Source organism: Streptomyces sp. NPDC050548, assembly GCF_044457385.1.
Taxonomy (GTDB): domain Bacteria; phylum Actinomycetota; class Actinomycetes; order Streptomycetales; family Streptomycetaceae; genus Streptomyces.
Genome location: NZ_JBITGV010000013.1, coordinates 223,450 through 248,590, shown reverse-complemented (window position 1 = coordinate 248,590; position 25,141 = coordinate 223,450). Strand labels below are relative to the sequence as shown.

At 69.2% G+C, this 25,141-nt stretch carries 25 protein-coding genes; 18 read left to right on the top strand and 7 right to left on the bottom strand.

Features of this window, described 5'->3' with window-relative positions; genetic code table 11:
* The first annotated feature begins 83 nt into the window (after positions 1-83).
* The 17 genes from ACIBJH_RS32200 to ACIBJH_RS32120 all read left to right on the top strand — a co-directional run bounded on the left by ACIBJH_RS32200 (position 84) and on the right by ACIBJH_RS32120 (position 18,554).
* Positions 84-1,121 carry an ABC transporter ATP-binding protein gene (locus tag ACIBJH_RS32200; protein WP_399120419.1) on the top strand — a complete coding sequence of 346 codons (1,038 nt, stop codon included), beginning with the start codon at positions 84-86 and terminating at the stop codon, positions 1,119-1,121.
* A gap of 76 nt (positions 1,122-1,197) precedes the next feature.
* The gene (locus tag ACIBJH_RS32195; protein WP_399120418.1) at positions 1,198-2,391 is read left to right on the top strand and encodes an ABC transporter substrate-binding protein; all 1,194 of its coding nucleotides are present in this window, start codon (positions 1,198-1,200) and stop codon (positions 2,389-2,391) included.
* Between the two features lie 3 nt (positions 2,392-2,394).
* Positions 2,395-3,258: an ABC transporter permease gene (locus ACIBJH_RS32190; protein ID WP_399120417.1), complete on the top strand. Its 864-nt coding sequence runs from the start codon at positions 2,395-2,397 to the stop codon at positions 3,256-3,258.
* Between the two features lie 11 nt (positions 3,259-3,269).
* Positions 3,270-4,085, top strand: a complete 816-nt coding sequence (locus tag ACIBJH_RS32185) for an ABC transporter permease (RefSeq protein WP_399120416.1) — start codon at positions 3,270-3,272, stop codon at positions 4,083-4,085.
* A gap of 49 nt (positions 4,086-4,134) precedes the next feature.
* Positions 4,135-4,488, top strand: a complete 354-nt coding sequence (locus ACIBJH_RS32180) for a VOC family protein (RefSeq protein WP_399120415.1) — start codon at positions 4,135-4,137, stop codon at positions 4,486-4,488.
* A 107-nt stretch (positions 4,489-4,595) separates the two neighbouring features.
* Complete coding sequence (locus tag ACIBJH_RS32175) at positions 4,596-5,756, top strand: NAD(P)/FAD-dependent oxidoreductase (RefSeq protein ID WP_399120414.1); 1,161 nt, start codon at positions 4,596-4,598, stop codon at positions 5,754-5,756.
* On the top strand, positions 5,753-6,061 hold the full coding sequence (locus ACIBJH_RS32170; RefSeq protein ID WP_399120413.1) for a (2Fe-2S)-binding protein: 309 nt from the start codon (positions 5,753-5,755) through the stop codon (positions 6,059-6,061). Before ACIBJH_RS32175 ends, ACIBJH_RS32170 begins: the two co-directional genes overlap by 4 nt.
* Positions 6,054-7,460 carry an FAD-dependent oxidoreductase gene (locus tag ACIBJH_RS32165; RefSeq protein WP_399120412.1) on the top strand — a complete coding sequence of 469 codons (1,407 nt, stop codon included), beginning with the start codon at positions 6,054-6,056 and terminating at the stop codon, positions 7,458-7,460. The genes ACIBJH_RS32170 and ACIBJH_RS32165 overlap by 8 nt, the downstream gene beginning before the upstream one ends.
* A gap of 31 nt (positions 7,461-7,491) precedes the next feature.
* A complete protein-coding gene (locus tag ACIBJH_RS32160; protein ID WP_399120411.1) occupies positions 7,492-8,388 on the top strand; it encodes a dihydrodipicolinate synthase family protein in 897 nt (298 codons plus the stop codon).
* Positions 8,389-8,424: 36 nt separating this feature from the next.
* On the top strand, positions 8,425-9,426 hold the full coding sequence (locus ACIBJH_RS32155) for a proline racemase family protein (protein WP_399120410.1): 1,002 nt from the start codon (positions 8,425-8,427) through the stop codon (positions 9,424-9,426).
* A gap of 58 nt (positions 9,427-9,484) precedes the next feature.
* Complete coding sequence (locus ACIBJH_RS32150; RefSeq protein WP_399120409.1) at positions 9,485-10,177, top strand: GntR family transcriptional regulator; 693 nt, start codon at positions 9,485-9,487, stop codon at positions 10,175-10,177.
* Between the two features lie 86 nt (positions 10,178-10,263).
* Complete coding sequence (locus ACIBJH_RS32145) at positions 10,264-11,262, top strand: LacI family DNA-binding transcriptional regulator (RefSeq protein WP_399120408.1); 999 nt, start codon at positions 10,264-10,266, stop codon at positions 11,260-11,262.
* 109 nt (positions 11,263-11,371) lie between these two features.
* On the top strand, positions 11,372-12,718 hold the full coding sequence (locus tag ACIBJH_RS32140) for an ABC transporter substrate-binding protein (protein WP_399120407.1): 1,347 nt from the start codon (positions 11,372-11,374) through the stop codon (positions 12,716-12,718).
* 4 nt (positions 12,719-12,722) lie between these two features.
* The gene (locus ACIBJH_RS32135; RefSeq protein WP_329261558.1) at positions 12,723-13,679 is read left to right on the top strand and encodes a sugar ABC transporter permease; all 957 of its coding nucleotides are present in this window, start codon (positions 12,723-12,725) and stop codon (positions 13,677-13,679) included.
* Positions 13,676-14,551 (top strand): carbohydrate ABC transporter permease, encoded by an 876-nt coding sequence (locus tag ACIBJH_RS32130; RefSeq protein ID WP_399120405.1) that lies wholly within the window; start codon positions 13,676-13,678, stop codon positions 14,549-14,551. The genes ACIBJH_RS32135 and ACIBJH_RS32130 overlap by 4 nt, the downstream gene beginning before the upstream one ends.
* A gap of 39 nt (positions 14,552-14,590) precedes the next feature.
* A complete protein-coding gene (locus tag ACIBJH_RS32125) occupies positions 14,591-16,192 on the top strand; it encodes a glycoside hydrolase family 13 protein (protein WP_399120404.1) in 1,602 nt (533 codons plus the stop codon).
* A gap of 181 nt (positions 16,193-16,373) precedes the next feature.
* The gene (locus ACIBJH_RS32120; RefSeq protein ID WP_399120403.1) at positions 16,374-18,554 is read left to right on the top strand and encodes a discoidin domain-containing protein; all 2,181 of its coding nucleotides are present in this window, start codon (positions 16,374-16,376) and stop codon (positions 18,552-18,554) included.
* On the opposite strand, the gene ACIBJH_RS32115 is transcribed toward ACIBJH_RS32120, so the two are convergent.
* From ACIBJH_RS32115 to ACIBJH_RS32100, 4 genes are read right to left on the bottom strand one after another with little or no spacing between them, the layout of a single operon-like run.
* On the bottom strand, positions 18,523-19,350 hold the full coding sequence (locus tag ACIBJH_RS32115) for an ABC transporter ATP-binding protein (protein ID WP_399120402.1): 828 nt from the start codon (positions 19,348-19,350) through the stop codon (positions 18,523-18,525). The two genes, ACIBJH_RS32120 and ACIBJH_RS32115, sit on opposite strands and share 32 nt — an antisense overlap.
* A 20-nt stretch (positions 19,351-19,370) precedes the next feature.
* On the bottom strand, positions 19,371-20,150 hold the full coding sequence (locus ACIBJH_RS32110; protein ID WP_399120401.1) for an ABC transporter permease: 780 nt from the start codon (positions 20,148-20,150) through the stop codon (positions 19,371-19,373).
* Positions 20,147-20,920: an ABC transporter permease gene (locus tag ACIBJH_RS32105; RefSeq protein WP_399120400.1), complete on the bottom strand. Its 774-nt coding sequence runs from the start codon at positions 20,918-20,920 to the stop codon at positions 20,147-20,149. The genes ACIBJH_RS32110 and ACIBJH_RS32105 overlap by 4 nt, the downstream gene beginning before the upstream one ends.
* A complete protein-coding gene (locus ACIBJH_RS32100; protein ID WP_399120399.1) occupies positions 20,917-21,885 on the bottom strand; it encodes an ABC transporter substrate-binding protein in 969 nt (322 codons plus the stop codon). The genes ACIBJH_RS32105 and ACIBJH_RS32100 overlap by 4 nt, the downstream gene beginning before the upstream one ends.
* 202 nt (positions 21,886-22,087) lie before the next feature.
* Here ACIBJH_RS32100 and ACIBJH_RS32095 point away from each other — a divergent pair, with 202 nt between their 5' ends.
* The gene (locus tag ACIBJH_RS32095; protein ID WP_399120398.1) at positions 22,088-22,861 is read left to right on the top strand and encodes an IclR family transcriptional regulator C-terminal domain-containing protein; all 774 of its coding nucleotides are present in this window, start codon (positions 22,088-22,090) and stop codon (positions 22,859-22,861) included.
* Here the strand turns inward: ACIBJH_RS32095 and ACIBJH_RS32090 are convergent.
* From ACIBJH_RS32090 to ACIBJH_RS32080, 3 genes are read right to left on the bottom strand one after another with little or no spacing between them, the layout of a single operon-like run.
* Positions 22,812-23,825, bottom strand: a complete 1,014-nt coding sequence (locus ACIBJH_RS32090; RefSeq protein WP_399120397.1) for a PDR/VanB family oxidoreductase — start codon at positions 23,823-23,825, stop codon at positions 22,812-22,814. The genes ACIBJH_RS32095 and ACIBJH_RS32090 overlap by 50 nt on opposite strands.
* Entirely contained in the window at positions 23,822-24,001 is a 180-nt protein-coding gene (locus tag ACIBJH_RS32085; protein WP_200715902.1) for a hypothetical protein, read from the bottom strand. Before ACIBJH_RS32085 ends, ACIBJH_RS32090 begins: the two co-directional genes overlap by 4 nt.
* On the bottom strand, positions 23,998-25,062 hold the full coding sequence (locus ACIBJH_RS32080; RefSeq protein WP_399120395.1) for a Rieske 2Fe-2S domain-containing protein: 1,065 nt from the start codon (positions 25,060-25,062) through the stop codon (positions 23,998-24,000). Before ACIBJH_RS32080 ends, ACIBJH_RS32085 begins: the two co-directional genes overlap by 4 nt.
* Between the last annotated feature and the right edge of the window lie 79 nt (positions 25,063-25,141).

Sequence of the window (25,141 nt, the reverse complement as noted above, 5' to 3'; positions counted from 1 at the left end):
TACCCTAAGGGGGCCTTGAGCTTTGAACTATGACTTCATATGTTTCCGTACAACGTCACAGAGCACCAGAAAGGTTCCCGCCCATGGAGGGGATTGCGATCCGGCTGCGGGATCTGCGGAAGTCGTTCGGCGAGACGACCGCCGTGGCCGGCGTCGACCTGGAGATCAGGGACGGCGAGTTCTTCTCGATGCTCGGCCCGTCCGGCTCGGGCAAGACGACCGTGCTCCGCATGATCGCCGGCTTCGAGAGCCCCACCGGCGGCACCATCGAACTCGCCGGCCAGGACGTCACCGGCCTCGCCCCCTTCGAACGGGACGTCCACACCGTCTTCCAGGACTACGCCCTCTTCCCGCACATGACCGTCGAGCAGAACGTCGCCTACGGCCTCAAAGTCCGCAAGGTCCCCAAGGCCGAACGACTGCTCCGCGCCCGAACAGCCCTCTCCGAAGTACGACTTGAGGGCTACGGCGCCCGCCGCCCCGCCCAGCTCTCCGGCGGCCAGCGGCAACGCGTCGCCCTCGCCCGCGCCCTCGTCGGCCGCCCCCGTCTGCTGCTGCTCGACGAACCGCTCGGCGCCCTCGACCTGAAACTGCGCGAACAGATGCAGGTCGAACTCAAGGCGCTCCAGCGGGAGGTGGGCATCACCTTCGTCTTCGTCACCCACGACCAGGAGGAGGCCCTGACGATGAGCGACCGCATCGCCGTCTTCGACCAGGGCCGCATCCAGCAGGTCGGCACCCCCGCCGAGGTCTACGAGCGTCCCGCGACGCCGTTCGTCGCGTCCTTCGTCGGCACCTCCAACCTGCTGGCGGGCGAGGCGGCCGAGCGGATCGTCGGCACCACCGGCACGTACAGCATCCGGCCCGAGAAGATCCGGGTCCTCAAGGACTCCGACGGGACCGGCGAACCGGACCACCAGAGTGCCGCCGGCACCGTCGCCGAGGTCGTCTACCTCGGGGACTCCACCCGCTTCCTCGTCGACCTCGACGCCGGCGGCCGGCTCACCGCCCTCCAGCAGAACCTGGAGACCTCCGCCGAGGACGTGGCCGCCTACCGCGGCAGCCGGGTGCGATTGCAATGGCACCGGCGCCACACGGTGCACGTCCCCGACCCCCGCTGACCCGCTCGCTCCCTCCCCCCCCCGTCCCTTCGCCGATCCGCTCGCTCACCCATCTCCTCCACCCATGGAGAACGCCGTGCGTCTCACCCGAACCCTCCAGGTGACGGCCTGTGCCGCCGTCCTGCTCGCCGCCACCGCCTGCGGCTCCTCCGACAGCAGTTCATCGGGCGGCGGCCTCAACCCCCCTGACCTCAAAGCCCAGTCGGAGCTCGGCAAGAGCGAGGGCGAGGTCAATCTGATCGCCTGGGCCGGCTATGTCGAGGACGGCTCCAACGACCCCAAGGTGAACTGGGTCAGCGACTTCGAGAAGCAGACCGGCTGCAAGGTCAACTCCAAGGTCGCCGCCAGCTCCGACGAGATGGTCAAGCTGATGAAGACCGGCGAGTACGACGCCGTCTCCGCCTCCGGCGACGCCTCCCTGCGCCTCATAGCCTCCGGCGACGCCGCCCCCGTCAACACGAGCCTGGTCCCCAACTACAAAGATATTTTCCCGGACTTGAAGCTCCAGGCCTGGAACTCGGTCAAGGGCAAGGCCTACGGCATCCCGCACGGCCGCGGCGCCAACCTGCTGATGTACAACACCCAGAAGGTCACGCCCGCCCCGACCTCCTGGGCCGCGGTCTTCGACGACGCCTCGAAGTACAAGGGTCATGTCACCGCGTACGACTCGCCGATCTACATCGCCGACGCGGCCCTCTATCTCAAGGCCACCAAGCCCGAGTTGAAGATCAAGGACCCCTACGCGCTCGACCAGGCCCAGTTCGACGCCGCCGTCGCCCTGCTGAAGAAGCAGAACGCGGACATCGGCGAGTACTGGAGCGACTACCTCAAGGAGATCTCCGCCTTCAAGAGCGGTGACTCCGTCGTCGGCACCACCTGGCAGGTCATCGCCAACCTCGCCACCGACGACGGTGCCGAGGTCAAGGCCTTCGTGCCCAAGGAGGGTTCGACCGGCTGGTCCGACACCTGGATGATCTCCGCCAAGGCCAAGCACCCCAACTGCGCCTACCAGTGGCTCAATTGGATCGTCTCCCCGAAGGTCAACGCCCAGGTCGCCGAGTACTTCGGCGAGGCCCCCGCCAACGCCAAGGCCTGCGAGGAGACCAGCGACAAGAACTTCTGCACCACCTACCACGCCGCCGACACCGCGTACTGGAAGAACATCGCCTTCTGGAACACGCCCATCGAGCAGTGCCTCGACGGCCGAACGGACGTCAAGTGCGTGCCGTACGCCAAGTGGGTACAGGCCTGGACCGAGATCAAGGGCTGACACATGTCCCTGCTCAACCGGACCGCGGGGGCGCTGTACCGGCGCCCCCGGCTACGGCTCTCCCTGCTCCTCACCGCACCGCTGCTCTGGCTCGCCGTGCTCTATCTCGGCTCGCTGAGCGTGCTGTTCGTCTCCGCGTTCTGGACGACGGACTCCTTCACCTCCGAGGTGGTGAAGGTCTGGTCGACCGACAACTTCCACGAGCTGTTCACAGTGCCCGTGTACCGGCAGGTCATCCTGCGCAGCATCGGCGTCGCACTCTCGGTCACGGTCCTGTGCGCGGTGATCGCGTTCCCGCTCGCCTTCTACACGGCCCGCGTTGCCAAGCCCAGCCGGCGCCCGCTGCTCGTCGTCGCCATCCTCACCCCGCTGTGGGCCAGTTACCTGGTCAAGGTGTACGCGTGGCGGCTCATCCTGTCCCAAGGCGGCCTGGCCGACTGGATGTTGAAGCCGTTCGGGCTGAGCGGCCCCGGCTTCGGACTCCCCGCCGCAGTCCTCACCCTCACGTACCTCTGGCTGCCGTACATGGTGCTCCCGATCCACACCGCGCTGGAGCAGCTGCCCGCCAACCTCCTTGACGCGTCGGCGGACTTGGGCGCGCGGGCCGGGCGGACCTTCCGGTCCGTCGTGCTGCCGATGGTGGTGCCGTCCGTCGCCGCCGGGTCGATCTTCACCTTCTCGCTCAGCCTCGGCGACTACATCACCGTGCAGATCGTCGGTGGCAAGACCCAGCTCATCGGCAACCTCGTCTACTCCAACATCGAACTCAACCTGCCCATGGCCGCCGCCCTCGGCACCGTTCCCGTCGTCGTCATCGTCGTGTATCTGCTCGCGATGCGCCGCACGGGCGCGTTGAGCAGTCTGTAGAGGAGCCCGTCGTGCAACTCTCCCGTTCCGCGCGCATCGCCCTGCGCGTGGCCGCCGGGTTCGGCTTCGCGGTGATCTACGTCCCGCTCCTGCTCGTCCTCGTCAACTCCCTCAACCCGGACCGCAGCGCGAGCTGGCCGCCCTCCAGCCTGACCCTGCACTGGTGGTCCGTCGCCCGGCAGAACTCCGGCGCCCGCGCGGCACTCTGGGTCTCGGTGAAGGCGGGCCTCGGCGCCACCGCCATCGCCCTGGTGCTCGGTACCCTGATCGCCTTCGCGGTCGCCCGGTACCGCTTCTTCGGCCGCGACGCCATCTCCTTCGTGGTCGTCCTGCCGATCGCACTGCCCGGCATCGTCACCGGCATCGCCCTCAACTCGGCGTTCAGCACGGTACTTGAGCCGCTCGGCGTGGGCCTCGGCCTGTTCACGGTGATCGTCGGACACGCCACCTTCTGCATCGTCGTCGTCTTCAACAACGTCGTCGCCCGCCTCCGGCGCACCTCCGGGTCGTACGAGGAAGCCGCGATGGACCTGGGCGCCGACACCTTCCGCGCCTTCGTCGACGTCACCTTCCCGCTGGTGCGCTCGGCGCTCCTGGCCGGCGGACTGCTCGCGTTCGCGCTGTCCTTCGACGAGATCGTGGTGACCACCTTCACCGCCGGACCCGGCATCGAGACCCTCCCGATCTGGATCTTCAACAACATGACCCGGCCCCAACAGGCGCCGGTCGTCAACGTGGTGGCCGCGGTGCTCGTACTCCTCTCGGTCCTCCCGATCTACGTCGCACAGCGGCTGTCCGCCGACACGGCCACCGCCAGCCGGGTCTGACGCCCTGAACACCTGTTTTCCGGGGCGCCGACCGGTCTAAGCTCTGCGGATGACCTTGGAATGGGAACAGGTAATCGTGCACTCGGAGGATCCGGCGGCCCTGGGCCAGTGGTGGGCCACGGCTCTCGGCTGGGTGGTGGTCCACGCCGACGACGACGAGTTCGAGATCCGTCCGGCGCCGGACCGCCTGCCGGGCATCGACTTCGTACGGCTCGCCGAGAGCAAGAAGTCCAAGAGCCGACTGCACCTCGACTTCAGGCCCGACGACCAGGCCGCCGAGGTGGCCCGTCTGGAGGCCCACGGGGCCCGGCGGGTCGACATCGGCCAGGGCGAGCAGTCGTGGGTCGTCCTGGCGGACCCCGAGGGCAACGAGTTCTGCGTCCTCGGGCAGCGGCGCCAGTAAGCACTCCTGAAGGAGTGGTGTCCCCGGTCCGCCGCGGCCCACCGTCCTCGCGATGACATGTGCGCGGGGACATACTCAGCCAGAGAGGTATGTGACATAGTACTGATGTGAGCAAGCGACTGACCTGCGATGTCGTGGTCGTCGGAGCCGGAGTGGTGGGCGCGGCCTGCGCCCTCTACGCGGCCCGGGCCGGCCTCGACGTCGTCATCGTGGATCGCGGCCCGGTGTCCGGCGGCACGACCGGCGCCGGCGAGGGCAACCTGCTCGTCTCCGACAAGGAACCCGGCCCCGAACTCGACCTCGCCCTCCTCTCCGCCCGCCTGTGGACACAACTCGCCGAGGAACTGGGGGAGTTCATCGAGTACGAGGCCAAAGGCGGCCTCGTCGTGGCCGCCACGCCCAGCGGGCTCACCGCGCTGGAGCGCTTCGCCGGGGAGCAGCGCACCGCCGGAGTCGTCGCCGAACCGGTCGACGCCCAGGCCCTGTACGACCTCGAACCCCGCCTCGCCCCGGACCTCCCGGGCGGCGTGCACTACCCCCAGGACCGCCAGGTGATGCCCGCCCTGGCCGCCGCCCACCTCGTCCGGGCCTCCGGCGCCCGCCTGCTCACCGGCCGCACGGTGACGGCCGTACTCCGCAAGGCCGGTGGAACGGTCCAAGGCGTCCGCACCGCCCAGGGCGACATTCTCGCCCCGACCGTGATCAACGCCGCCGGCACCTGGGGCGGTGAACTCGCCGCCCTCGCAGGCGTCACCCTCCCCGTCCTCCCGCGCCGCGGCTTCGTCCTCGTCACCGAACCGCTCCCGCGCCTGATCCACCACAAGGTGTACGCCGCCGACTACGTGGCCGACGTGGCCAGCGACTCGGCCGCCCTGCAGACCTCACCCGTCGTGGAGGGCACGGCCGCAGGGCCCGTCCTGATCGGTGCCAGCCGCGAACGCGTAGGTTTCGACCGGGAGTTCTCGCTGGCGGTCCTGCGGGCGCTGGCGGCAGGCGCGACCCGCCTGTTTCCGTTCCTGGCCGACGTCCGGGCGATGCGCTCCTACCTCGGCTTCCGCCCCTACCTGCCGGACCACCTCCCCGCCATCGGCCCCGACCCCCGGGCCCCCGGCCTCGTCCACGCCTGCGGGCACGAGGGTGCCGGCATCGGACTCGCCACCGGCACCGGGCACTTGATCGCCCAACTCCTCGGCGGCAAGACCCCCGACCTCGACATGGCACCCTTCCGCCCCGACCGCTTCCAGGACGACGACGAGGAGGCCGAGTGAGATCCGGATCCCCACGAGACCTTGCCGACGCCCACCCGGGACCGGTCTTCACGGTCACCCTGGACGACCGCGAGATCGAGGCAGTCCCCGGCCAGACCGTCGCCGCCGCACTCTGGTCGGCGGGCGTGACGTCCTGGCGCACCACCCGGGTCGGAGGCGCACCACGCGGCGTCTTCTGCGGCATCGGGGTCTGCTACGACTGCCTCGTCACCGTCAACGACCGCCCGAACCAACGGGCGTGCCTGGTGCCATTGCACCCCGGCGACGCCATCCGCACACAGGACGGAACGGGCCACGATGACTGACCGACCTCACCTCGCCGTGATCGGCGCGGGCCCGGCGGGACTCGCCGCCACCGTGGCCGCCGCGGCGCACGGTGTCCGCGTCACGCTGATCGACTCGACGGCGCGGGCGGGCGGCCAGTTCTACCGACAGTCCGCCGCCGAACTGAACGCCCGCCGCCCGCAGGCCCTGCACCACCGGTGGCGGCCGTGGGAACGGCTCCGTGACTCTCTCGCGCGCTACGCAGAGGCAGGCCACACAACACACTTGACGGATCATCATGTCTGGTTCGTGGAGCGCCGGTCGGACCACTTCACCGTGCACGCCCTGGCCGGTCCCGCACAGGAGGATCCGGTCGAGGTACGCGCCGACGCCGTCCTCCTCGCCACCGGCGGCTACGAGAAGGTCCTCCCCTTCCCCGGCTGGACCCTCCCCGGAGTCCTCACCGCGGGTGGCGCGCAGGCCATGCTCAAGGGGTCCCTGGCTGTCTCCGGACGAACCGCCGTGGTCGCAGGGACCGGTCCACTTCTCCTCCCCGTGGCGACCGGCCTCGCCGCGGCCGGAGTCGAAGTGGCCGCGCTCGTCGAGTCCGCCGACCCCAAGGCGTTCCTACGACGGACCCGAGCCCTCGCGGCGCAGCCCGGGAAGGCCGCTGAAGGTGCCCGGTACGCGGCGCAACTCCTGTGCCACCGCGTCAAGTTGCTCACCCGGCACACCGTCGTCGAGGCGCACGGCGACGAGCGGCTGGAGGCGGTGAGCGTCGCCGCGCTCGACACCGACGGGAGGGTCCGTCCCGGTACCGAACGGCGCCTCGTCTGCGACACCCTCGCCGTCGGCCACGGCATGCTCCCGCACACCGACCTCGCCGAGACCCTCGGCTGTCGACTCGAAGGGCTCGCCGTCCACGTCGACGACGAACAGCGCACCGACGTCCCCGGCGTCTGGGCGGCAGGCGAGACCACCGGCATCGGCGGCGCGGACCTCGCTCTCGCTGAGGGGCACATCGCGGGACGCTCGGCCGCCGCCCGCCTGACGGGTGCCGTACCCGAGCCGCGCGAGTGGGTGACGGCCGTCAAGTCCCGTACGCGATTGCGGGAGTTCTTCGCCGCACTCGACGCCGTGTACGCGCCGCCCGCCTGTTGGACCGATCTCATCACCGACGACACCGTCGTGTGCCGCTGCGAAGAGGTCACCGGAGGCGCGATCCGCGAGGCCGTGGCCGGGCTCGGCGCCGGTGACGTGCGCACCGTGAAGCTGCTGACGCGGGCCGGGATGGGCTGGTGCCAGGGGCGGATGTGCGGGCCCGCGGTCGCGGGACTCGCCGGATGCGAACTCACCCCGTCCCGGCGGCCGTTCGCGCGGCCCGTACCGCTCGGTGTGCTGGCGCACGCCGGTGAGGCCGAGGACGACGAGCAGCAATGACATGTCACACCCCATTGAGATGAGGCGCTCCATGACCACCACCCCGAACCGTCCCTGGCGCGGCGTCCTCGTCGCCACCGCGCTCCCGCTGACCGACGAACTCGCCGTCGACTACGACAAGTTCGCCGAGCACTGCGCCTGGCTGGTCGACAACGGCTGCGACGGCGTCGTACCGAACGGCTCGCTCGGCGAGTACCAGGTGCTCACCCCCGAGGAACGGTCCAAAGTCGTCGAGACGGCCGTCGCCGCGATCGGCGGCGCGCGGGTGATGCCCGGGGTCGCCGCCTACGGTTCCGCCGAGTCCCGCCGCTGGGCCGAGCAGGCCCGCGACGCTGGCTGCGCCTCCGTGATGCTGCTGCCGCCCAACGCCTATCGCGCCGACGAGCGTTCGGTCCTCGCGCACTACGCGGAGGTCGCGAAGGCGGGCGTGCCGATAGTGGCGTACAACAACCCCATCGACACCAAGGTCGACCTGGTGCCCGAACTCCTCGCCAAGCTGCACGGCGAGGGGTACATCCACGCCGTCAAGGAGTTCTCCGGCGATGTCCGCCGCGCCTACCAGCTCGCCGAACTCGCCCCGGAACTCGACCTGTTGATCGGCGCCGACGACGTTCTGCTGGAGCTGGCGCTCGCGGGTGCGAAGGGTTGGGTGGCCGGTTACCCGAACGCGCTGCCCGCCGCGAGCGTCGAGCTCTACCACGCGGCCGTCGACGGCGACCTGGCCACCGCGAAGCAGCTGTACGAGCAGTTGCACCCGTTGCTGCGCTGGGACTCCAAGGTCGAGTTCGTGCAGGCCATCAAGCTGTCCATGGACATCGTCGGACGACACGGCGGCCCGGTGCGCCCGCCGCGTGTTCCCCTGCTGCCAGAGCAGGAGGCCGTCGTGCGCGCCGCCACCGAGAAGGCGGTCGCGGCCGGACTCGCGTAAGTACCCTCGCATCGGCACCGATCCACCAGGAGCGTCATGCGCAGCAAACTCGTCCTGCACGCCGTCGACTCGCACACCGAGGGCATGCCGACCCGGGTGATCACGGGCGGCATCGGCGCCATCCCCGGCGCGACGATGAACGAGCGGCGGCTGTACTTCCGCGAACACCGCGACCACATCCGGCAGTTCCTGATGAACGAGCCGCGCGGCCACTCCGCGATGAGCGGCGCGATCCTTCAGCCGCCCACCCGCCCGGACTGCGACTGGGGTGTGGTCTACATCGAGGTCTCCGGCTATCTGCCGATGTGCGGGCACGGCACGATCGGCGTGGCCACCGTGCTCGTTGAGACGGGCATGGTCGAGGTCGTGGAACCGGTCACCACGATCCGCCTCGACACCCCGGCGGGACTGGTCGTCGCCGAGGTCGCGGTCGAGAACGGTGCCGCGAAGAACGTCACCCTCAAGAACGTCCCGTCGTTCTCCGTCGGCCTCGACCGGAAAATCTCACTCGCCGACGGGCGGACCGTGACATACGACATGGCGTACGGCGGCAACTTCTACGCCATCCTGCCGCTGGACCAGTTCGAGATCCCCTTCGACCGGTCCCGCAAGGACGACATCATCAAGGCGGGCCTGTCCCTCATGGAGGCGATCAACGACCGGGACGAGCCCGTCCACCCCGAGGACGCCTCCATTCGCGGTTGCCATCACGTCCACCTGTACGCGCCCGGCGCGACCGCCCGGCTCTCGCGGCACGCGATGGCGATCCACCCCGGCTGGTTCGACCGCTCGCCCTGCGGCACGGGCACCAGCGCCCGCATGGCGCAGCTCCACGCACGCGGCGAACTCCCGCTGCACACCGAGTTCGTGAACGAGTCCTTCATCGGCACCCGGTTCACCGGACGGCTCCTCGGCACCACCGAGGTCGCCGGCGTGCCCGCCGTACTGCCCAGCTTCACCGGCCGGGCCTGGATCACCGGCACCGCGCAGTACTCGCTCGATCCCACCGACCCGTTCCCGGGCGGGTTCATCCTCTAGCCCGGGGATAATGGCGGGTCACGCGTGACATTGCACCACTTGTACACCAGGAGATTCGATGGCCGTCCAGCGCATCGGCGCCCCGCCCACCACCGCACCGGACCTGCCGACGCTGGGCGGGAAGAGCAGTTACCGCGAGCGGGTCGCCGACGCGCTCAGGGCCGCGATGGTCGCGGGGGAGTTGCGGCCCGGCGAGGTGTACTCCGCGCCGACGCTCGCCGCCCGCTTCGGCGTCTCGGCCACACCGGTGCGCGAGGCCATGCTCGACCTCGCCAAGGAGGGACTGGTCGACACCGTCCCGAACAAGGGGTTCCGGGTCACCGCGGTCTCCGAGAAGCAGCTCGACGAGTACACCCACGTCCGCGCCCTGATCGAGATCCCCACGGTGGTGGGGCTGGCCGGGACCGCCGACCCCGTCTCGCTGGAGGCGCTGCGGCCCGCCGCCCGCGAGATCGTTCACGCGGCCGTGGCCGGTGATCTCATCGCGTACGTCGAGGCCGACACCCGCTTCCATCTCGGGCTGCTCGCCCTGGCCGGCAACGCCCATCTCGTCGAGGTCGTCGGTGATCTGCGGGGGCGCTCCCGCCTGTACGGGCTCACCGCCCTCGTCAAGGAGGGGCGCCTGCTGGCCTCGGCCCAGGAGCACCTGGAACTCCTGGACGCGCTGTTGGACCGTGACAAGCGGGCCGTGCGGGAGATTATGACCCGTCACCTGGGACATGTCCGCGGTCTGTGGGCCGCACACGACTGACATCGGGGTCGTGATGCCGTGAACCAGTTCCGGTCAGTTGCCCGATAGCGCAAACCACTTGCGTCACTTGCGCTATTCTTGCGCACATGACGCGACGACTTGCTGAGGTGGCGAAGAAGGTCGGGGTCAGTGAGGCCACGGTCAGCCGGGTACTCAACGGCAAACCCGGAGTCTCCGACTCGACCCGGCAGTCGGTGCTGTCGGCCCTGGACGTCCTCGGCTACGAGCGCCCCACCCAGCTGCGTGGTGAACGCGCGCGACTGGTGGGCCTGGTGCTGCCCGAGCTGCAGAACCCCATCTTCCCCGCCTTCGCCGAGGTGATCGGCGGCGCGCTCGCCCAGCTCGGCCTCACCCCCGTGCTCTGCACCCAGACCAAGGGCGGGGTCTCCGAGGCCGACTATGTGACGCTGCTGCTGCAACAGCAGGTCTCCGGCGTCGTGTTCGCCGGCGGTCTGTACGCCCAGGCGGACGCGCCGCACGATCACTACCGGCTGCTCGCCGAGCGCAACATCCCGGTCGTCCTGCTCAACGCGGCCATCGACCACCTCGGTTTCCCCGCCGTCTCCTGCGACGACGCGGTCGCCGTCGAGCAGGCCTGGCGCCACCTCGCCTCCCTCGGCCACGAGCGCATCGGGCTGGTCCTCGGACCCGCCGACCACATGCCGTCGGCAAGGAAGTTGACCGCCGCGCGAGCCCTGTCCCCGGACCTGCCCGATGAGTTCGTGGCGCGTGCCATCTTCTCCATCGAGGGCGGCCACGCGGCGGCCTCCCGGCTGATCGACCGCGGTGTCACCGGCATCATCTGCGCCAGCGACCCGCTTGCTCTCGGCGCGGTAAGAGCCGCGCGCCGCAAGGGACTTGACGTTCCGTCACAGATTTCCGTCGTCGGTTACGACGACTCCGCGTTCATGAACTGCACCGAGCCCCCGCTGACCACCGTCCGCCAGCCCATCGAGGCCATGGGCCGGGCTGCCGTCGAGCTTCTTAACTCTCAGGTCGGCGGCTCCGTCGTGCCCGCCGAAGAACTCCTCTTCGAACCGGAATTGGTAGTCAGGGGTTCCACCGCGCAAGCCCCGCGCAGCTGACAGGCGCCCTACTGTCGAATAATTACAGATTCTGCGCGACATCTTGCGGAGAGATGTCGGCGGTGCTTGAGTGTGGGCGCCCACCGCTCCTGCCCAGAGGGGTCCACCGATGAGAAGCACCGGGTTCCGCCGTACCTTCGCCGCGATCGGCGTCTGTTCTCTCGCGCTCACCGCCGCCGCCTGCGGGTCCGGCGACGACTCGGCGAGCGGCAAGACGCGCATCACGGTCAACTGCGAGCCGCCCAAGAGCGCCAAGGTCGACCGCAAGTTCTTCGACTCCGATGTCGCGGCCTTCGAGAAGAAGAACCCGAACATCGACGTCGTCACCCATGACGCGTTCCCCTGCCAGGACCCGAAGACCTTCGACGCCAAACTCGCCGGCGGCCAGATGGAGGACGTGTTCTACACGTACTTCACCGACGCCAAGCACGTCGTGAACATCAACCAGGCGGCCGATCTCACCCCGTACATCAAGGAGTTGAAGAGCTACGACACTCTTCAGCAGCAGCTGCGCGACATCTACACCGTCGACGGCAAGATCTACGGCATCCCGCGCACCGGCTACTCGATGGGCCTGATCTACAACCGCAAGCTCTTCCAGCAGGCCGGCCTCGACCCCGACAAGCCGCCGACGACCTGGGCCGAGGTCCGCGCCGACGCGAAGAAGATAGCCGCGCTCGGCAACGGCACCATCGGCTACGCCGACTACAGCGCCCAGAACCAAGGGGGTTGGCACTTCACCGCCGAGATGTACTCACAGGGCGGCGACGTCGTCAGCGCCGACGGCAAGAAAGCCACCATCGACACCCCGCAGGGCCACGCCGTGCTGCAGAACCTGCACGACATGCGCTGGACCGACAACTCGATGGGCAGCAAGCAGCTCCTCGTCATCAACGACGTGCAGCAGCTGATGGGTTCGGGCAAGCTCGGCATGTACCTCTCCGCCCCGGACAACATCCCGATCCTGGTCAAGGAGAAGGGCGGCAACTACGACGACCTCGCCCTCGGCCCGATGCCCGGCGGCCAGGGCACGCTCATCGGCGGCGACGGCTACATGTTCAACAAGCACGACACGCCCGCCCAGATCCGCGCCGGCCTCAAGTGGCTCGACAGCATGTTCCTCACCCCGGGCAGCGGCTTCCTCGGCGACTACGCCCGCGCCAAGGCGGCCAACGCCCCCGTCGGACTGCCCGAACCGCGCCTGTTCACCGGCGCCGCCGACGCCAAGGACCAGCAGGTCAAGAAGGCCAACTCCAATGTCCCGGTGCAGAATTACCAGGCGTTCCTGGACGGCAACCAGTCGCTCCAGATGAAGATCGAGCCGCCGGACGCCCAGCAGATCTACTCCGTCCTCGACGGAGCCGTCTCCGCCGTCCTCACCAAGAAGGACGCGAACATCGACCAACTCCTGAAGGACGCCTCCGGAAAGATCGACGGCATCCTGGCCCGGGGCTGACCCGATGACCCGGACGGCCACCCGGAGTCCCGTCGAGCCGACGGCAGTTCGTCAGGTCGAGGCGCCGCCCCCGGCAGGGGGCCGGAGGCGGCGCCGCCTCCTGGACCAGGCCCGCGCCTACGCGTTCCTCATCGGCGGGCTCATCTGCTTCGCCCTGTTCTCCTGGTACCCGGCGATCCGCGCGGTCGTGATCGCCTTCCAGAAGTACACGCCCGGCTCCTCGCCCGAGTGGGTCGGCACCGCCAACTTCACCCGCGTCTGGCACGACCCCGAGTTCACCGCCGCCTGGCGCAACACCCTCGTCTTCACCCTGCTGGCCCTCCTCGTCGGCTTCGCGATCCCGTTCGTACTCGCCCTGGTCCTCAACGAGTTGAGGCACTGGAAAGCCTTCTTCAGGATCGTCGTCTACCTCCCCGTGATGATCCCGCCGGTGGTCACCGCCCTGCTGTGGAAATGGTTCTACGACCCGGGAGCGGGGCTTGCCAACGAAACGCTCCGCTTCCTGCACCTGCCCACCTCGAACTGGTCCAACGGCACCGACACCGCCCTCATCTCCCTGGTGATCGTGGCCACTTGGGCCAATATGGGCGGCACCGTCCTGATCTACCTGGCCGCGCTCCAGTCCATCCCCGGCGACCTGTACGAGGCCGCCGAACTCGACGGCGCGAGCCTCCTCCAGCGCGTCCGGTATGTGACGATCCCTCAGACCCGCTTCGTGATCCTCATGCTGATGCTCCTTCAGATCATCGCCACGATGCAGGTCTTCACCGAACCGTTCGTCATCACCGGCGGCGGCCCGGAGAACGCCACCGTCACCGTGCTCTACCTGATCTACAAATACGCCTTCCTCTACAACGACTTCGGCGGCGCCTGCGCGCTCAGTGTGATGCTCCTCGTGCTGCTCGGTGTCTTCTCCGCCGCCTATCTGCGGCTGACCCGCTCCGGAGAGGACGACCTGTGACCACCCGCACGCTGCTCTCCCCGGCGACCCTCGCCCGGCCGCGCGGGAAAGCCGTCTACTGGACGGTGTTCACCGGCGTCGTCGTGCTCTTCGCGCTCGCCTTCCTCTTCCCCGTCTACTGGATGGTCACCGGCGCCGTGAAGTCGCCGGACGAGATCGCGCGGACCCCGCCCACGATCATCCCCACGCACTGGCACCTCAGCGGCTACACCGACGCCTGGGACCTGATGCAGCTCCCGGAACACCTGTGGAACACGGTCGTCCAGGCCGCCGGCGCCTGGGCGTTCCAACTGGTCCTGTGCACGGCCGCCGCCTACGCCCTGTCCAAACTCAAGCCCGCCTTCGGCAAGTTGATCCTCGGCGGCATCCTGGCGACGCTGATGGTCCCCGCGCAGGCCCTGGTCGTACCGAAGTACCTGACCGTCGCCGACCTCCCGCTGATCCACACCAGCCTGCTGAACGACCCCCTCGGCATCTGGCTGCCGGCCGTCGCCAACGCCTTCAACCTGTATCTCCTCAAGCGGTTCTTCGACCAACTCCCGCGCGACGTCCTGGAAGCCGCCGAGATCGACGGCGCCGGAAAACTCCGCATCCTGTGGTCCATCGTGCTGCCCATGTCCCGGCCCGTCCTCGGCGTCGTCTCGATCTTCGCCCTGGTCGCCGTGTGGCAGGACTTCCTGTGGCCGCTGATGGTCTTCTCCGACACCGACAAACAGCCGATCAGCGTGGCACTCGTCCAGCTGTCGCAGAACATCCAACTGACCGTGCTCATCGCCGCGATGGTGATCGCGAGCATCCCCATGGTCGCCATGTTCCTGGTCTTCCAGCGCCACATCATCGCCGGGATCAGCGCGGGCAGCACGAAGGGCTGACACCGCCCCTCGACGCCCTCCGACAGAAAGGCCAGCACAGTGGGACAGCCCACCCATGCCCAGAGCCACGACGACTGGTGGCGCTCGGCCGTCATCTACCAGGTGTACGTCCGCAGCTTCGCGGACGGCGACGGCGACGGCACCGGCGACCTCGCGGGCGTCCGCTCCAGACTGCCGTATCTCGCCGAACTCGGCGTGGACGCCCTGTGGTTCACCCCCTGGTACCTGTCGCCGATGAAGGACGGCGGCTACGACGTCGCCGACTACCGCGCCATCGACCCGGCCTTCGGCTCGCTCGCCGAGGCCGAGAAACTCATCAGCGAGGCAGGGGAGTTGGGCATCCGCACGATCGTCGACATCGTGCCCAACCACGTCTCCGACCAGCACCCGTGGTTCCGTGCCGCCCTCGCCGGCGGCCCCGAACGCGACCTGTTCCACTTCCGCCCCGGACGCGGCGCACACGGTGAACTCCCGCCCAACGACTGGCCGTCCCAGTTCGCCGCCTCCACCGAACCCGTGTGGACGCGACTCCCCGACGGCGACTGGTACCTCCACCTGTTCACCCCCGAGCAGCCCGACCTCAACTGGGCCCACCCGGCGGTGCGTCAGGAGCACGAGGACATCCTGCGCTTCTGGTTCGAGCGCGGTGTCGCGGGCGTCCGCATCGACTCGGCCGCGCTGCTCGCCAAGGACCCGGCGCTGCCCGACTTCGTCGAGGGCCGTGACCCGAACCCCTTCGTCGACCGCGACGAACTCCACGACATCTACCGCGACTGGCGGGCCGTCGCCGACGAGTACGGTGCGGTCTTCGTCGGCGAGGTCTGGCTCCCCGACACCGAACGCTTCGCCCGTTACCTCCGCCCCGACGAACTCCACACCGCCTTCAACTTCGCCTTCCTGTCCTGCCCCTGGGACCCGGACCGGCTGCGCACGTCGATCGACGAGACGCTTGCCGAGCACGCCCCGATAGGGGCCCCCGCCACCTGGGTCCTGTGCAACCACGACGTGACCCGTACTGTCACCCGCTACGGCCGCGCCGACACCGGCTTCGACTTCGCCACCAAGGCCTTCGGCACCCCGACCGACCTCGCCCTCGGCACCCGGCGCGCCAGGGCGGCGGCACTGCTGTCGCTGGCCCTGCCCGGCGTCGTCTACCTCTACCAGGGGGAGGAGCTGGGGTTGCCCGAGGTCGAGCTGCCGGTCGACCGTATTCAGGATCCGATGTACCTGCGGTCGGGCGGCACCGACCCCGGCCGCGACGGCTGCCGGGTGCCCCTGCCGTGGGTGGCCGACGCGCCGTACGCGGGCTTCGGCTCACGCGGTGAGCCCTGGCTTCCGCAGCCGGTCGGCTGGACATCGTATGCGGTCGACCGTCTGCAGCGGACGGTCGACTCCATGCTCAACCTCTACCGCGAGGCGATCCGCCTCCGGCCGGCCTTCGGCGACGGCCCCCTCGTCTGGCTGCCCGCCCCCGACGGCGTCCTGGCCTTCGCCCGCGCGGACGGCGCGACCTGCGTGGTGAACCTGTCGGACACACCCGTCGACCTCCCGCCGCACACCCGACTTCTGCTGACCAGCGGCCCCCTGGACGACGAGGGCCGGCTGCCGCAGGACACGGCGGCCTGGCTGCACACCGCGTAACGCCGACGGGCGACTGCCGACGGTCGACGATCAACGAACGATCAACGGTCTACAGCAGACAGCAGACAGCAGACGGCAGACAGCCGACCGCGGCCAGTCGCCAGTCGCCGCGGACTGTCGCCGGCCGACCGCCACCCCGCATCCCGCTATCCCCGTACCCCCACCTCGAAGGGATCAGCACATGCACAGCACCATGCCCAGAACTGTCAGGCACATGCCAAGCATCAGTGCGGCCGCCGCGCTCGCTGCGGGCATGCTCGTCGCCCTGACCCCCGCCGCCGCCCACGCGGCCTCCGGCGCCTCCCTCCCCTTCAGCTCCGTAGAGGCCGAGTCCGCCACCACGACCGGGACCAAGATCGGCCCCGACTACACCCAGGGGGCACTCGCCTCCGAGGCCTCCGGGCGGCAGGCCGTACGGCTCACGTCCGGACAGCGCGTCGAGTTCACCGTGCCGCGCGCGGCCAACGCCGTGAACGTGTCGTACAGCGTCCCGGACGGGCAGAGCGGCAGCCTCGACGTGTACGTCAACGGCACCAAGATCGCGAAGACGCTCGCCGTCACGTCGAAGTACTCGTATGTCGACACCAGTTGGATCGCCGGAGCCAAGACGCACCACTTCTTCGACAACTCCCGGCTCATGCTCGGCCAGAACGTGCAGCAGGGCGACAAGGTCGCGTTCGTCGCCACGGGCACTCAAGTGACCGTCGACGTGGCCGACTTCGAGCAGGTCGCCGGGGCCTCCGCGCAGCCGGCCGGTTCGGTGTCCGTGGTGTCCAAGGGTGCCGACCCCAGCGGCGCGGGCGACTCCACGCAGGCCTTCCGGGACGCCATCTCCGCCGCCCAAGGGGGAGTGGTGTGGATCCCGCCGGGCGACTACCGGCTCACCTCCTCCCTCAGCGGCGTACAGAATGTGACATTGCAGGGTGCCGGTCAGTGGTACTCGGTCGTGCACACCTCGCGGTTCATCGACCAGTCCGGTTCCTCCGGCGGCGTCCACATCAAGGACTTCGCGGTCATCGGCGAGGTCACCGAGCGCGTCGACTCCAACCCGGACAACTTCGTCAACGGGACGCTCGGGCCCGGGAGTTCGGTCTCCGGGATGTGGATCCAACACCTCAAGTGCGGCTTCTGGCTGACGGGCAACAACGACAACCTCGTCGTCGAGAACAACCGCATCCTCGACACCACCGCCGACGGCCTCAACCTCAACGGCACCGCCCATGGCGTGATCGTCCGCAACAACTTCCTGCGCAACCAGGGCGACGACTCCCTCGCCATGTGGTCGCTCAACTCCCCGGACACCAACAGCAGTTTCGAGAACAACACGATCTCGCAGCCGAACCTCGCCAACGGCATCGCGATCTACGGCGGCACGAACATCACGGTCCGCAACAACCTGGTCTCCGACACCAACGCCCTCGGCAGCGGCATCGCGATCTCCAACCAGAAGTTCCTCGACCCCTTCCACCCCCTCGCCGGCACCATCACGGTCGACGGCAACACCCTCGTCCGCACCGGCGCGATCAACCCCAACTGGGGCCATCCGATGGGCGCGTTGCGCGTCGACTCGTACGACAGCGCGGTCAACGCGACCGTCAACATCACCAACACGACCATCACCAACAGCCCTTACAGCGCCTTCGAGTTCGTGTCCGGCGGCGGGCACGGCTACTCGACCGGCAACGTGAACGTCAGCGGTGCGACCGTGCAGAACACCGGCACGGTCGTCGTCCAGGCCGAGGCGCAGGGCGCGGCGAAGTTCAGCAACGTACAGGCCACCGGCGTCGGCGCGGCCGGCATCTACAACTGCCCCTACCCGTCCGGTTCCGGCGCCTTCACCCTCACCGACGGCGGCGGCAACTCCGGCTGGAGCAGCACCTGGTCGGACTGCTCGACCTGGCCGCAGCCCGGCCAGGGCAACCCGCCCCCGGACCAGAACACCAACCTCGCCAAGGGCCGCCCCGCCACCGCGACCGGCTCGCAGGACGTCTACACGCCCGGCAAGGCGGTCGACGGCGACGCGAACACCTACTGGGAGTCCGCCAACAACGCCTTCCCGCAGGCCTGGACGGTCGACCTCGGCTCCGCCCAGGCCGTCCGCAGACTGGTACTGAAACTGCCGCCCGCGTCCGCGTGGAGCGCGCGCACGCAGACCGTCACCGTGCTCGGCAGCACCGACGGCTCGACCTATTCGACCGTCGTCGGCGCCACCGGCTACCGCTTCGACCCGGCGACCGGAAACACCGTCACCGTGGCCCTGCCCAGCGGCACCAACCTCCGCTATCTGCGGCTCAGCGTCAGCGCCAACTCCGGCTGGCCGGCGGCCCAGTTCAGCGAAGTGGAGGCGTATCAGACTTCGTGAGCCGGTCCTGAACCGGGAGCGTCCCGCGCTTCGCCGCCTGGATCTGCTCGTACACATGGGTCCGCAGTTCGGCGAAGCGCGGGGCGACCCGGGTGTGCAACTGGTCGCGCTCCACTGGCAGATCGACCTTCAGCTGCTCTTGTACGACGGTCGGCGACGCGGAGAGAACCACCACCCGCTCGCCCAAGTAGACGGCCTCGTCGATGTCGTGGGTCACGAAGAGGATCGTGATGCCGCGCTCCCGCCACAACCCCCGTACCAGGTCCTCCAGATCGGCGCGGGTCTGCGCGTCGACCGCCGCGAACGGCTCGTCCATCAGCAGGACTTCGGGCTCGTACGCCAGCGCGCGGGCGATCGCGACCCGCTGCTGCATACCGCCGGACAGCTGCCACGGATACGCCCCGGCCGCATCCGCCAGCCCCACCGACTCCAGCGCGTCCGCGACCAGTTCACGCCTGTGCGCCTTGCTCAAGTCCTTCTGTTTCAGAGGGAGTTCGACGTTCTCGCCGACCCGCATCCAGGGGAACAGGCTGCGCCCGTACTCCTGGAACACGAACGCCATCCCGGGCGGCGGACCGCTCACCTTCCGTCCGCTCAGCAGGACTTCGCCCGCGGTCGGGGTGAGCAGTCCGCCCATGCACTTGAGCAGGGTGGTCTTGCCGCAGCCCGACGGGCCGACGAGACAGACGAGTTCGCCGGCTTCGACGGTGACGGTGAGGTCCCGCACCGCCTCCACCCGGCGGCCGGAACCCTCGTAGACCTTTTTGAGGCCGGATACGTCGAGTAGCGCGTGCATGGACCGCCCTTTCACGATGTTCACGGGGACCGGCGGGTGGCCGCGCGCAGGCCGTGGTACCAGCCGAGCACCCGCCGCTCGACCACCTGGAAGACGACGGAGAGCAGGAATCCCAGCATCCCGAGGACGAGGATGCCCGTCCACATGTCGGGCACCGCGAAACTGCGCTGGAACTGGACGACGGTGTAGCCCAGTCCGTCGGTGCCCGCGAACATCTCGCTGATGACCATGAGGATGATCCCGATGGACAGCGCCTGGCGCAGCCCGGTGAAGATCTGCGGGCTCGCCGAGCGCAGCACCAGGCTCCGCAGACGGGCGGCGCCCGTGATGCCGTAGGAGAGGGCCGTCTCCTTCATGACCGGATCGACCGCGCGGACGCCCTCGACCGTGTTGAGGAGGATCGGCCAGACGCAGCCGCTCGCGATGACCACGATCTTCATCGTGTCGCCGATGCCCGCGAACAGCATGATGACCGGGACCAGGACCGGCGGCGGCACCGCGCGCAGGAACTCCAGGACCGGTTCGCACACCGCGCGCACCCGCCGGTACGAGCCGATGACCGTGCCGAGCGCGACCCCGGCGACGGCCGCCGCGGCGTAACCGGCCGTCAGCCGCAGGACACTTGGGAGCACGTCCGTCCTGAAGCGGTCCGCGGTCCACACGTCCGGGAAGGTCTTGAGGATCGTCCGCAGCGGTGGCCAGAAGACATTGGTGCTGCCGTCCGACGCCAGCCACCAGGCGGTGAGCAGCACCGCCGGGAGCGCGACCACGAACAGCAGCCGGAGCAGGGCCCGCCTCATACCGCCACCTCCCCGCGCACCGACTGGTGCCAGGCCAGCGCCCGCCGTTCCACCGTCCGAGCGCCGACGTTGATGATCAGTCCCAGCAGACCGGTCACCACGATCAGCGCGTACATCTCGGGCACGGCCTGTGAGCTCTGGGCGACCATGATGGTGGCGCCCAACCCCGGTGCCCCGATGACCAGTTCGGCGGTGATGGTGAGGATCAGCGCGACGGCCGCCGCCAGCCGTACGCCCGTCATGACGTACGGCAGCGCGGTCGGCCACAGCACGTGGCGCACCCGCGCCCAGGTGCCGAGACCGTAGGACCGCGCCGTCTCCTCGGCGACCGGGTCGACATCCTGGACGCCGTAGAGGACCTGGATGAGGATCTGCCAGAAGGAGGCGTAGACGACGAGCAATAGCACCGACTTCAGTTCGGTGCCGTACAACAGCACTGCGAGGGGGATGAGGGCGACCGACGGGATCGGGCGGAGGAACTCGATCGTCGAGGCGGTCGCCTCGCGGAGGTGGGGGACGACGGAGAGCAGGACGCCCGCGACGATGCCCGCGCCGACGGCGATCGCGAGGCCGAGGGCCCAGCCGGTGAGGGTGTCGCCGAGCGCCGACCAGAACGCGCCGTCCTTTAGCTCGGTCCAAAACGCGGAGGCGATCCTGCTGGTCGGCGGGAAGTAGGCCTCCTTGACGATGCCGACACGCGGCACGACCTCGCCGAGGGCGAGGAAGGCCGCGAGTCCGGCCGCACCGAGTGCGGTGTTCAGTCCTTTCACGGGAGCAGCGTGTTCAGGTCGGGGGTCTTCTTGAAGAGGCCGTCTGTCTCGCTCAGCTTCTCCAGCGCCTCGATCGACGAACGGTTGGGATCGGCGGGCCACTTGGGCAGGATCACCTTGGCCAGCACACTGGCCGGGACCTTGGTGTAGGTGGCGACGATCTGGCGGACCTCGTCCGGGTGGGCGTCGGCGTAGGCCAGGGACTCGGCGGTGGCCTCCTGGAACTTCTTGACCACGTCCGGGTTCTTGGCCGCGTACGCCGACGACGTGAAGTACATGGCGACGGTGAGGTTCGGCGCGACGTCGACCAGCGGCCAGGCGATCTGCTGGGCGCCCTGGTTCAGCATGGTGGTGAGCGCGGGTTCGACGGCCATCGCGGCGTCGATCTGGCCCTTGTCGAGCGCGGCCGGCATCTGGTCGAAGGCCAGCTCGACGAACTTCACCTTGTCCGGATCGCCGCCGGCCTTGCGGACGGATTCGCGTACGGCCGTCTCGTTGATGTTCTTCAGCGTGTTGACCGCGACCTTCTTGCCCTCCAGTTCCTTCGCCGACTTCAGCGTGCTGCCCTTCTTGACGACCAGGGCGCCAAAGTCCTTGCCCGACACGCCCGTTGAGGCGACACCGTTGGCGATGGCCTTCACCGGGACGTCGTTGGACTGGGCGAGCATGAGTGAGGTCATGTTGGAGAAGCCGAACTGGAACTGGCCGCTGACCACACCCGGCACGATGGCCGCGCCGCCCTGCGCGAGCGTCATGGTCAGTTTCAGGCCGTGCTTGCTGTAGAAGCCCTGCTTCTGGCCGAGATACAGCGGGGCGACATCGACGATGGGGATGACCCCCACCTTGACCGTGGTGGTGCCCCCCGAGGACGTGCTCTTCGACGAACTCGACCCGTCGGACGAGCCACAGGCCGCGGTGGCGAGCAGAAATGTGCCGACCGTGAGACCGGCGAGCAGACGACGCATACGGCTCCTCCTGTGCAGACAACGGTGTTCCGACAGGCTGTGCGCACAGCGCACAGTGGTGCTCTTCTTGGTGCTCAGCGGGAACGTAGAACCCGGCGTTGGACCGGGTCAATGGTTTGGCTAACAAAATTGTTGACAGTTATCGAAATGCGCTTCTACCGTGCTCCCGGAGCGCACTCCGTGCGTCCGTCTGGAGGCGACGATGCCTGCGGCAGCCCGCGCACCGCACTTCGTGAGGTCCTTCGAGCGCGGCCTCGCCGTCATCCGCTCCTTCGACGCCGAGCATCCCGCCCGTACGCTCAGCGAGGTGGCCCGCGACTGCGAGTTGACCCGCGCCGCGGCCCGCCGGCTGCTGCTGACCCTGGCCGACCTCGGCTACGTCCAGTCCGACGGGCGCCTCTTCCGGCTCACCCCGCGCGTCCTGGAACTCGGCTACTCCTACCTCGCGGGCTCCACCCTGCCGCAGATCGTGGCCCCGCATCTGGAGCAACTCGTCGCGCGGACAGGGGAGTCGGCGTCCCTTTGCGTCCTCGACGGCGACGACGTCGTCTACGTCGCCTGTCTCCCGGCCCGCCGGATCCTGGCCGCCACGATCACCGTGGGCACCCGCCACCCGGCCCGCGCCACCGCCGCGGGCCGGGTGCTCCTCGCCCACCTGCCGGCCGGGGGACCGGACGCCCGACCGTCAACCGACGTACTGTGCAAGGAACTTCACCGGATTCGGCACGAGGGGTACGCGCTCGTCGACGAGGAGCTGGAGGAGGGGCTCAGAGCGGTCGCCGCCCCGGTGCGCGACCGGGACGGCGTGGTGGTGGCCGCCGTGAGTGTCGGGGTGCCCGCCGGCCGGCACTCCGCCGAGGCCGTACGGCGGGACCTGCTGCCCCAGTTGCTGGCGGCGGTGGCGCTCATCGACGACGACCTGCGGATCACAGATCGAGCACGAGCCGCTTCCCCAGACAGCGCGAGACGCAGATGAGCATGGTCTCGCCGGCCGCCCGTTCCTCCTCGCTCAGCACCGAGTCCCGGTGGTCCGGGGTGCCTTCGAGGACGTCCGTCTCGCAGGTCCCGCAGGTGCCCTCCGTGCAGGAGAAAAGCACGTCGACCCCGGCGGCCCGCACGGTGTCGAGCACGGACACGCCCACAGGGACGGTCAGCGTCCTGCCGCTCTGCTCCAGCACCACCTCGAACTCGGTGTCGGCGCCCGCCTGTTGGATCTTCGGCTGGAACCGCTCGATGTGCAGGATGCCGCTCGGGCACCGTGCTTCGACCGCGTCGAGCAGCGGTCCGGGACCGCAGCAGTAGACGAGGGTGCCCTCGGGCACGTCGTCCAGGACGGACGGCAGGTCCAGCAGTCCGACCTCGTCCTGCGGAGCTACGGTGACCCGGTCGCCGTAGCGGCTCAACTCCTCCGTGAAGGCTATGGAGTTGCGGGTGCGGCCGCCGTAGAGCAGGCTCCACTCCGCGCCCACCGCCTCCGCCGCGGCCAGCATCGGGAGGATGGGCGTGATGCCGATGCCGCCCGCGACGAAGCGGTAGCGGGGGGCGGCCTCCAGGCGGAAGTGGTTCCGCGGTCCGCGCACCCGCACCTTGTCGCCCTGCCCCAACTGCTCGTGCACATACGCCGATCCGCCGCGCCCGTCCGGCTCGCGCAGCACCGCGATCCGCCACGCCGTACGGTCCGCCGGGTCTCCGCACAGCGAGTACTGGCGCTCCAGGCCCGGGCTGAGCAGGACGTCGATGTGCGCGCCCGGCTCCCAGAGGGGCAGTTGCTCGCCGAGAGGGTGGCGCAGGGTGAGGGCGAGCACGCCGTCGGCTGCGAACTCGCTTCGTTCGACGACGAGTTCGGTGTCGGCCGCGAACTCGCTTCGTTCGACGACGAGTTCGGTGTCGGCTGCGAACTCCCGCCGGTCGGCGACGAGTTCGGCCTCGGAGGGGGTCATGCGTCGGCTCCCTGCGGTTCGTCGACCGAGTGGCCCCGGGGGTGGGCGAGCATCCACTCCCACATCTCGATCGGATCCTGGGACGTGTGCTCGCGGCCGCAGTGGCAGGTGCCGTGCAGGATGTCGGTGCCCGGCAGCCAGTCGATGCGGTAGACCTCGCCGGTCGGAGCGGTCACTGGACCTTCTCCACCGGCTTGGCGCCCTCCTCGACCAGCCGGGCGAGGATACGGCGGGCGGCGAGACCGCCGGTGTCGATGTTGATGCTCAGCTCCTGGTAGCCGCTGCGCTCCGAACCCAGCGTCTTCTGAAGGAGGTTGAGGGCGTCCACGTCCTGCATGACCACGGTGTGGTTGTTGCTCCGCAGGAACTCGGTGACCTCGGCGTCGTCCGTGGCCCAGTCGCGCGAGACCGCCCAGAAGTCGTACACCTTGCCGTCGGAGGAGGGCGTGATGGCGTAGGTGATCTCGGTGTGGAAGCCGTTCGGGTCGCTGCGGTCTGCCTCGGGCAGGACGCCGACCGGTGCGATCCGGCTGTGCAGGAGGTAGAGGCAGGGCGCGTGGTACTCGATGTCCTGCCAGCGGGTGATGCGGCCCTGGATGCCGGTGGACCGGGCGTAGAACGGCGGGCACTCGGCGTCGTCCATGTGCCGGCTCACCCGTACGACACCGGCGCCCTCGTCGACCTCCGTGGTGATCGGCGTCTCGGCGACCTCGGGGGAGCCGATGTAGCCGCCGTGCAGATACGTCTCGTGGGAGAGGTCGAGGAGGTTGTCGACGAGGAGGCCGTAGTCGGCGTCGATCGGCTCCATGCCGCTGACGGTGACCCACTCGGGGGAGGCGAGGTGCGGGGCGCGGGGGATGACCTGCGGGTCGGCGAGGGCCGGGTCGCCGATCCACACCCAGACCAGCGCGTCCTGCTCGACCACCGGGTACGAGGCGACGCGGGCGGTGCGGGGGATGCGTTTCTGCCCCGGCACGTACACGCAGCTGCCCGTCGTGTCGTAGGTGAAGCCGTGGTAGCCGCAGACGATCCGGTCCCCGTCGAGCCGGCTCTCGGAGAGCGGGAACCGCCGGTGCACACACCGGTCGTGCAGCGCCACGGGGGTGCCGTCGTCCTCGGTGCGGTAGAAGACGAGGGGCTCGCCGAGGATCGTCCTACCGAGCAGGTCACGGCCGACCTCGTGGCTGTAGGCGGCGACATACCACTGATTCCTGGCGAAGGCGGTCATGTGCGGCATCGTTGCGGCTCCCGTCTGTGGTGGTGGCCACATCTTCGGGACGGGGGGCGCGGTGCGGCAATGGGTCTTCCGTCTCACG

Bases quoted from the DNA above. Each gene is read 5' to 3' on its own strand.
- ACIBJH_RS32200 (WP_399120419.1), top strand. From the start codon at position 84: ATGGAGGGGATTGCGATCCGGCTGCGGGATCTGCGGAAGTCGTTCGGC.
- ACIBJH_RS32190 (WP_399120417.1), top strand. From the start codon at position 2,395: ATGTCCCTGCTCAACCGGACCGCGGGGGCGCTGTACCGGCGCCCCCGG.
- ACIBJH_RS32180 (WP_399120415.1), top strand. From the start codon at position 4,135: ATGACCTTGGAATGGGAACAGGTAATCGTGCACTCGGAGGATCCGGCG.
- ACIBJH_RS32165 (WP_399120412.1), top strand. From the start codon at position 6,054: ATGACTGACCGACCTCACCTCGCCGTGATCGGCGCGGGCCCGGCGGGA.
- ACIBJH_RS32160 (WP_399120411.1), top strand. From the start codon at position 7,492: ATGACCACCACCCCGAACCGTCCCTGGCGCGGCGTCCTCGTCGCCACC.
- ACIBJH_RS32155 (WP_399120410.1), top strand. From the start codon at position 8,425: ATGCGCAGCAAACTCGTCCTGCACGCCGTCGACTCGCACACCGAGGGC.
- ACIBJH_RS32150 (WP_399120409.1), top strand. From the start codon at position 9,485: ATGGCCGTCCAGCGCATCGGCGCCCCGCCCACCACCGCACCGGACCTG.
- ACIBJH_RS32145 (WP_399120408.1), top strand. From the start codon at position 10,264: ATGACGCGACGACTTGCTGAGGTGGCGAAGAAGGTCGGGGTCAGTGAG.
- ACIBJH_RS32140 (WP_399120407.1), top strand. From the start codon at position 11,372: ATGAGAAGCACCGGGTTCCGCCGTACCTTCGCCGCGATCGGCGTCTGT.
- ACIBJH_RS32135 (WP_329261558.1), top strand. From the start codon at position 12,723: ATGACCCGGACGGCCACCCGGAGTCCCGTCGAGCCGACGGCAGTTCGT.
- ACIBJH_RS32120 (WP_399120403.1), top strand. From the start codon at position 16,374: ATGCACAGCACCATGCCCAGAACTGTCAGGCACATGCCAAGCATCAGT.
- ACIBJH_RS32115 (WP_399120402.1), bottom strand. From the start codon at position 19,350: ATGCACGCGCTACTCGACGTATCCGGCCTCAAAAAGGTCTACGAGGGT.
- ACIBJH_RS32110 (WP_399120401.1), bottom strand. From the start codon at position 20,150: ATGAGGCGGGCCCTGCTCCGGCTGCTGTTCGTGGTCGCGCTCCCGGCG.
- ACIBJH_RS32100 (WP_399120399.1), bottom strand. From the start codon at position 21,885: ATGCGTCGTCTGCTCGCCGGTCTCACGGTCGGCACATTTCTGCTCGCC.
- ACIBJH_RS32095 (WP_399120398.1), top strand. From the start codon at position 22,088: ATGCCTGCGGCAGCCCGCGCACCGCACTTCGTGAGGTCCTTCGAGCGC.
- ACIBJH_RS32090 (WP_399120397.1), bottom strand. From the start codon at position 23,825: ATGACCCCCTCCGAGGCCGAACTCGTCGCCGACCGGCGGGAGTTCGCA.
- ACIBJH_RS32080 (WP_399120395.1), bottom strand. From the start codon at position 25,062: ATGCCGCACATGACCGCCTTCGCCAGGAATCAGTGGTATGTCGCCGCC.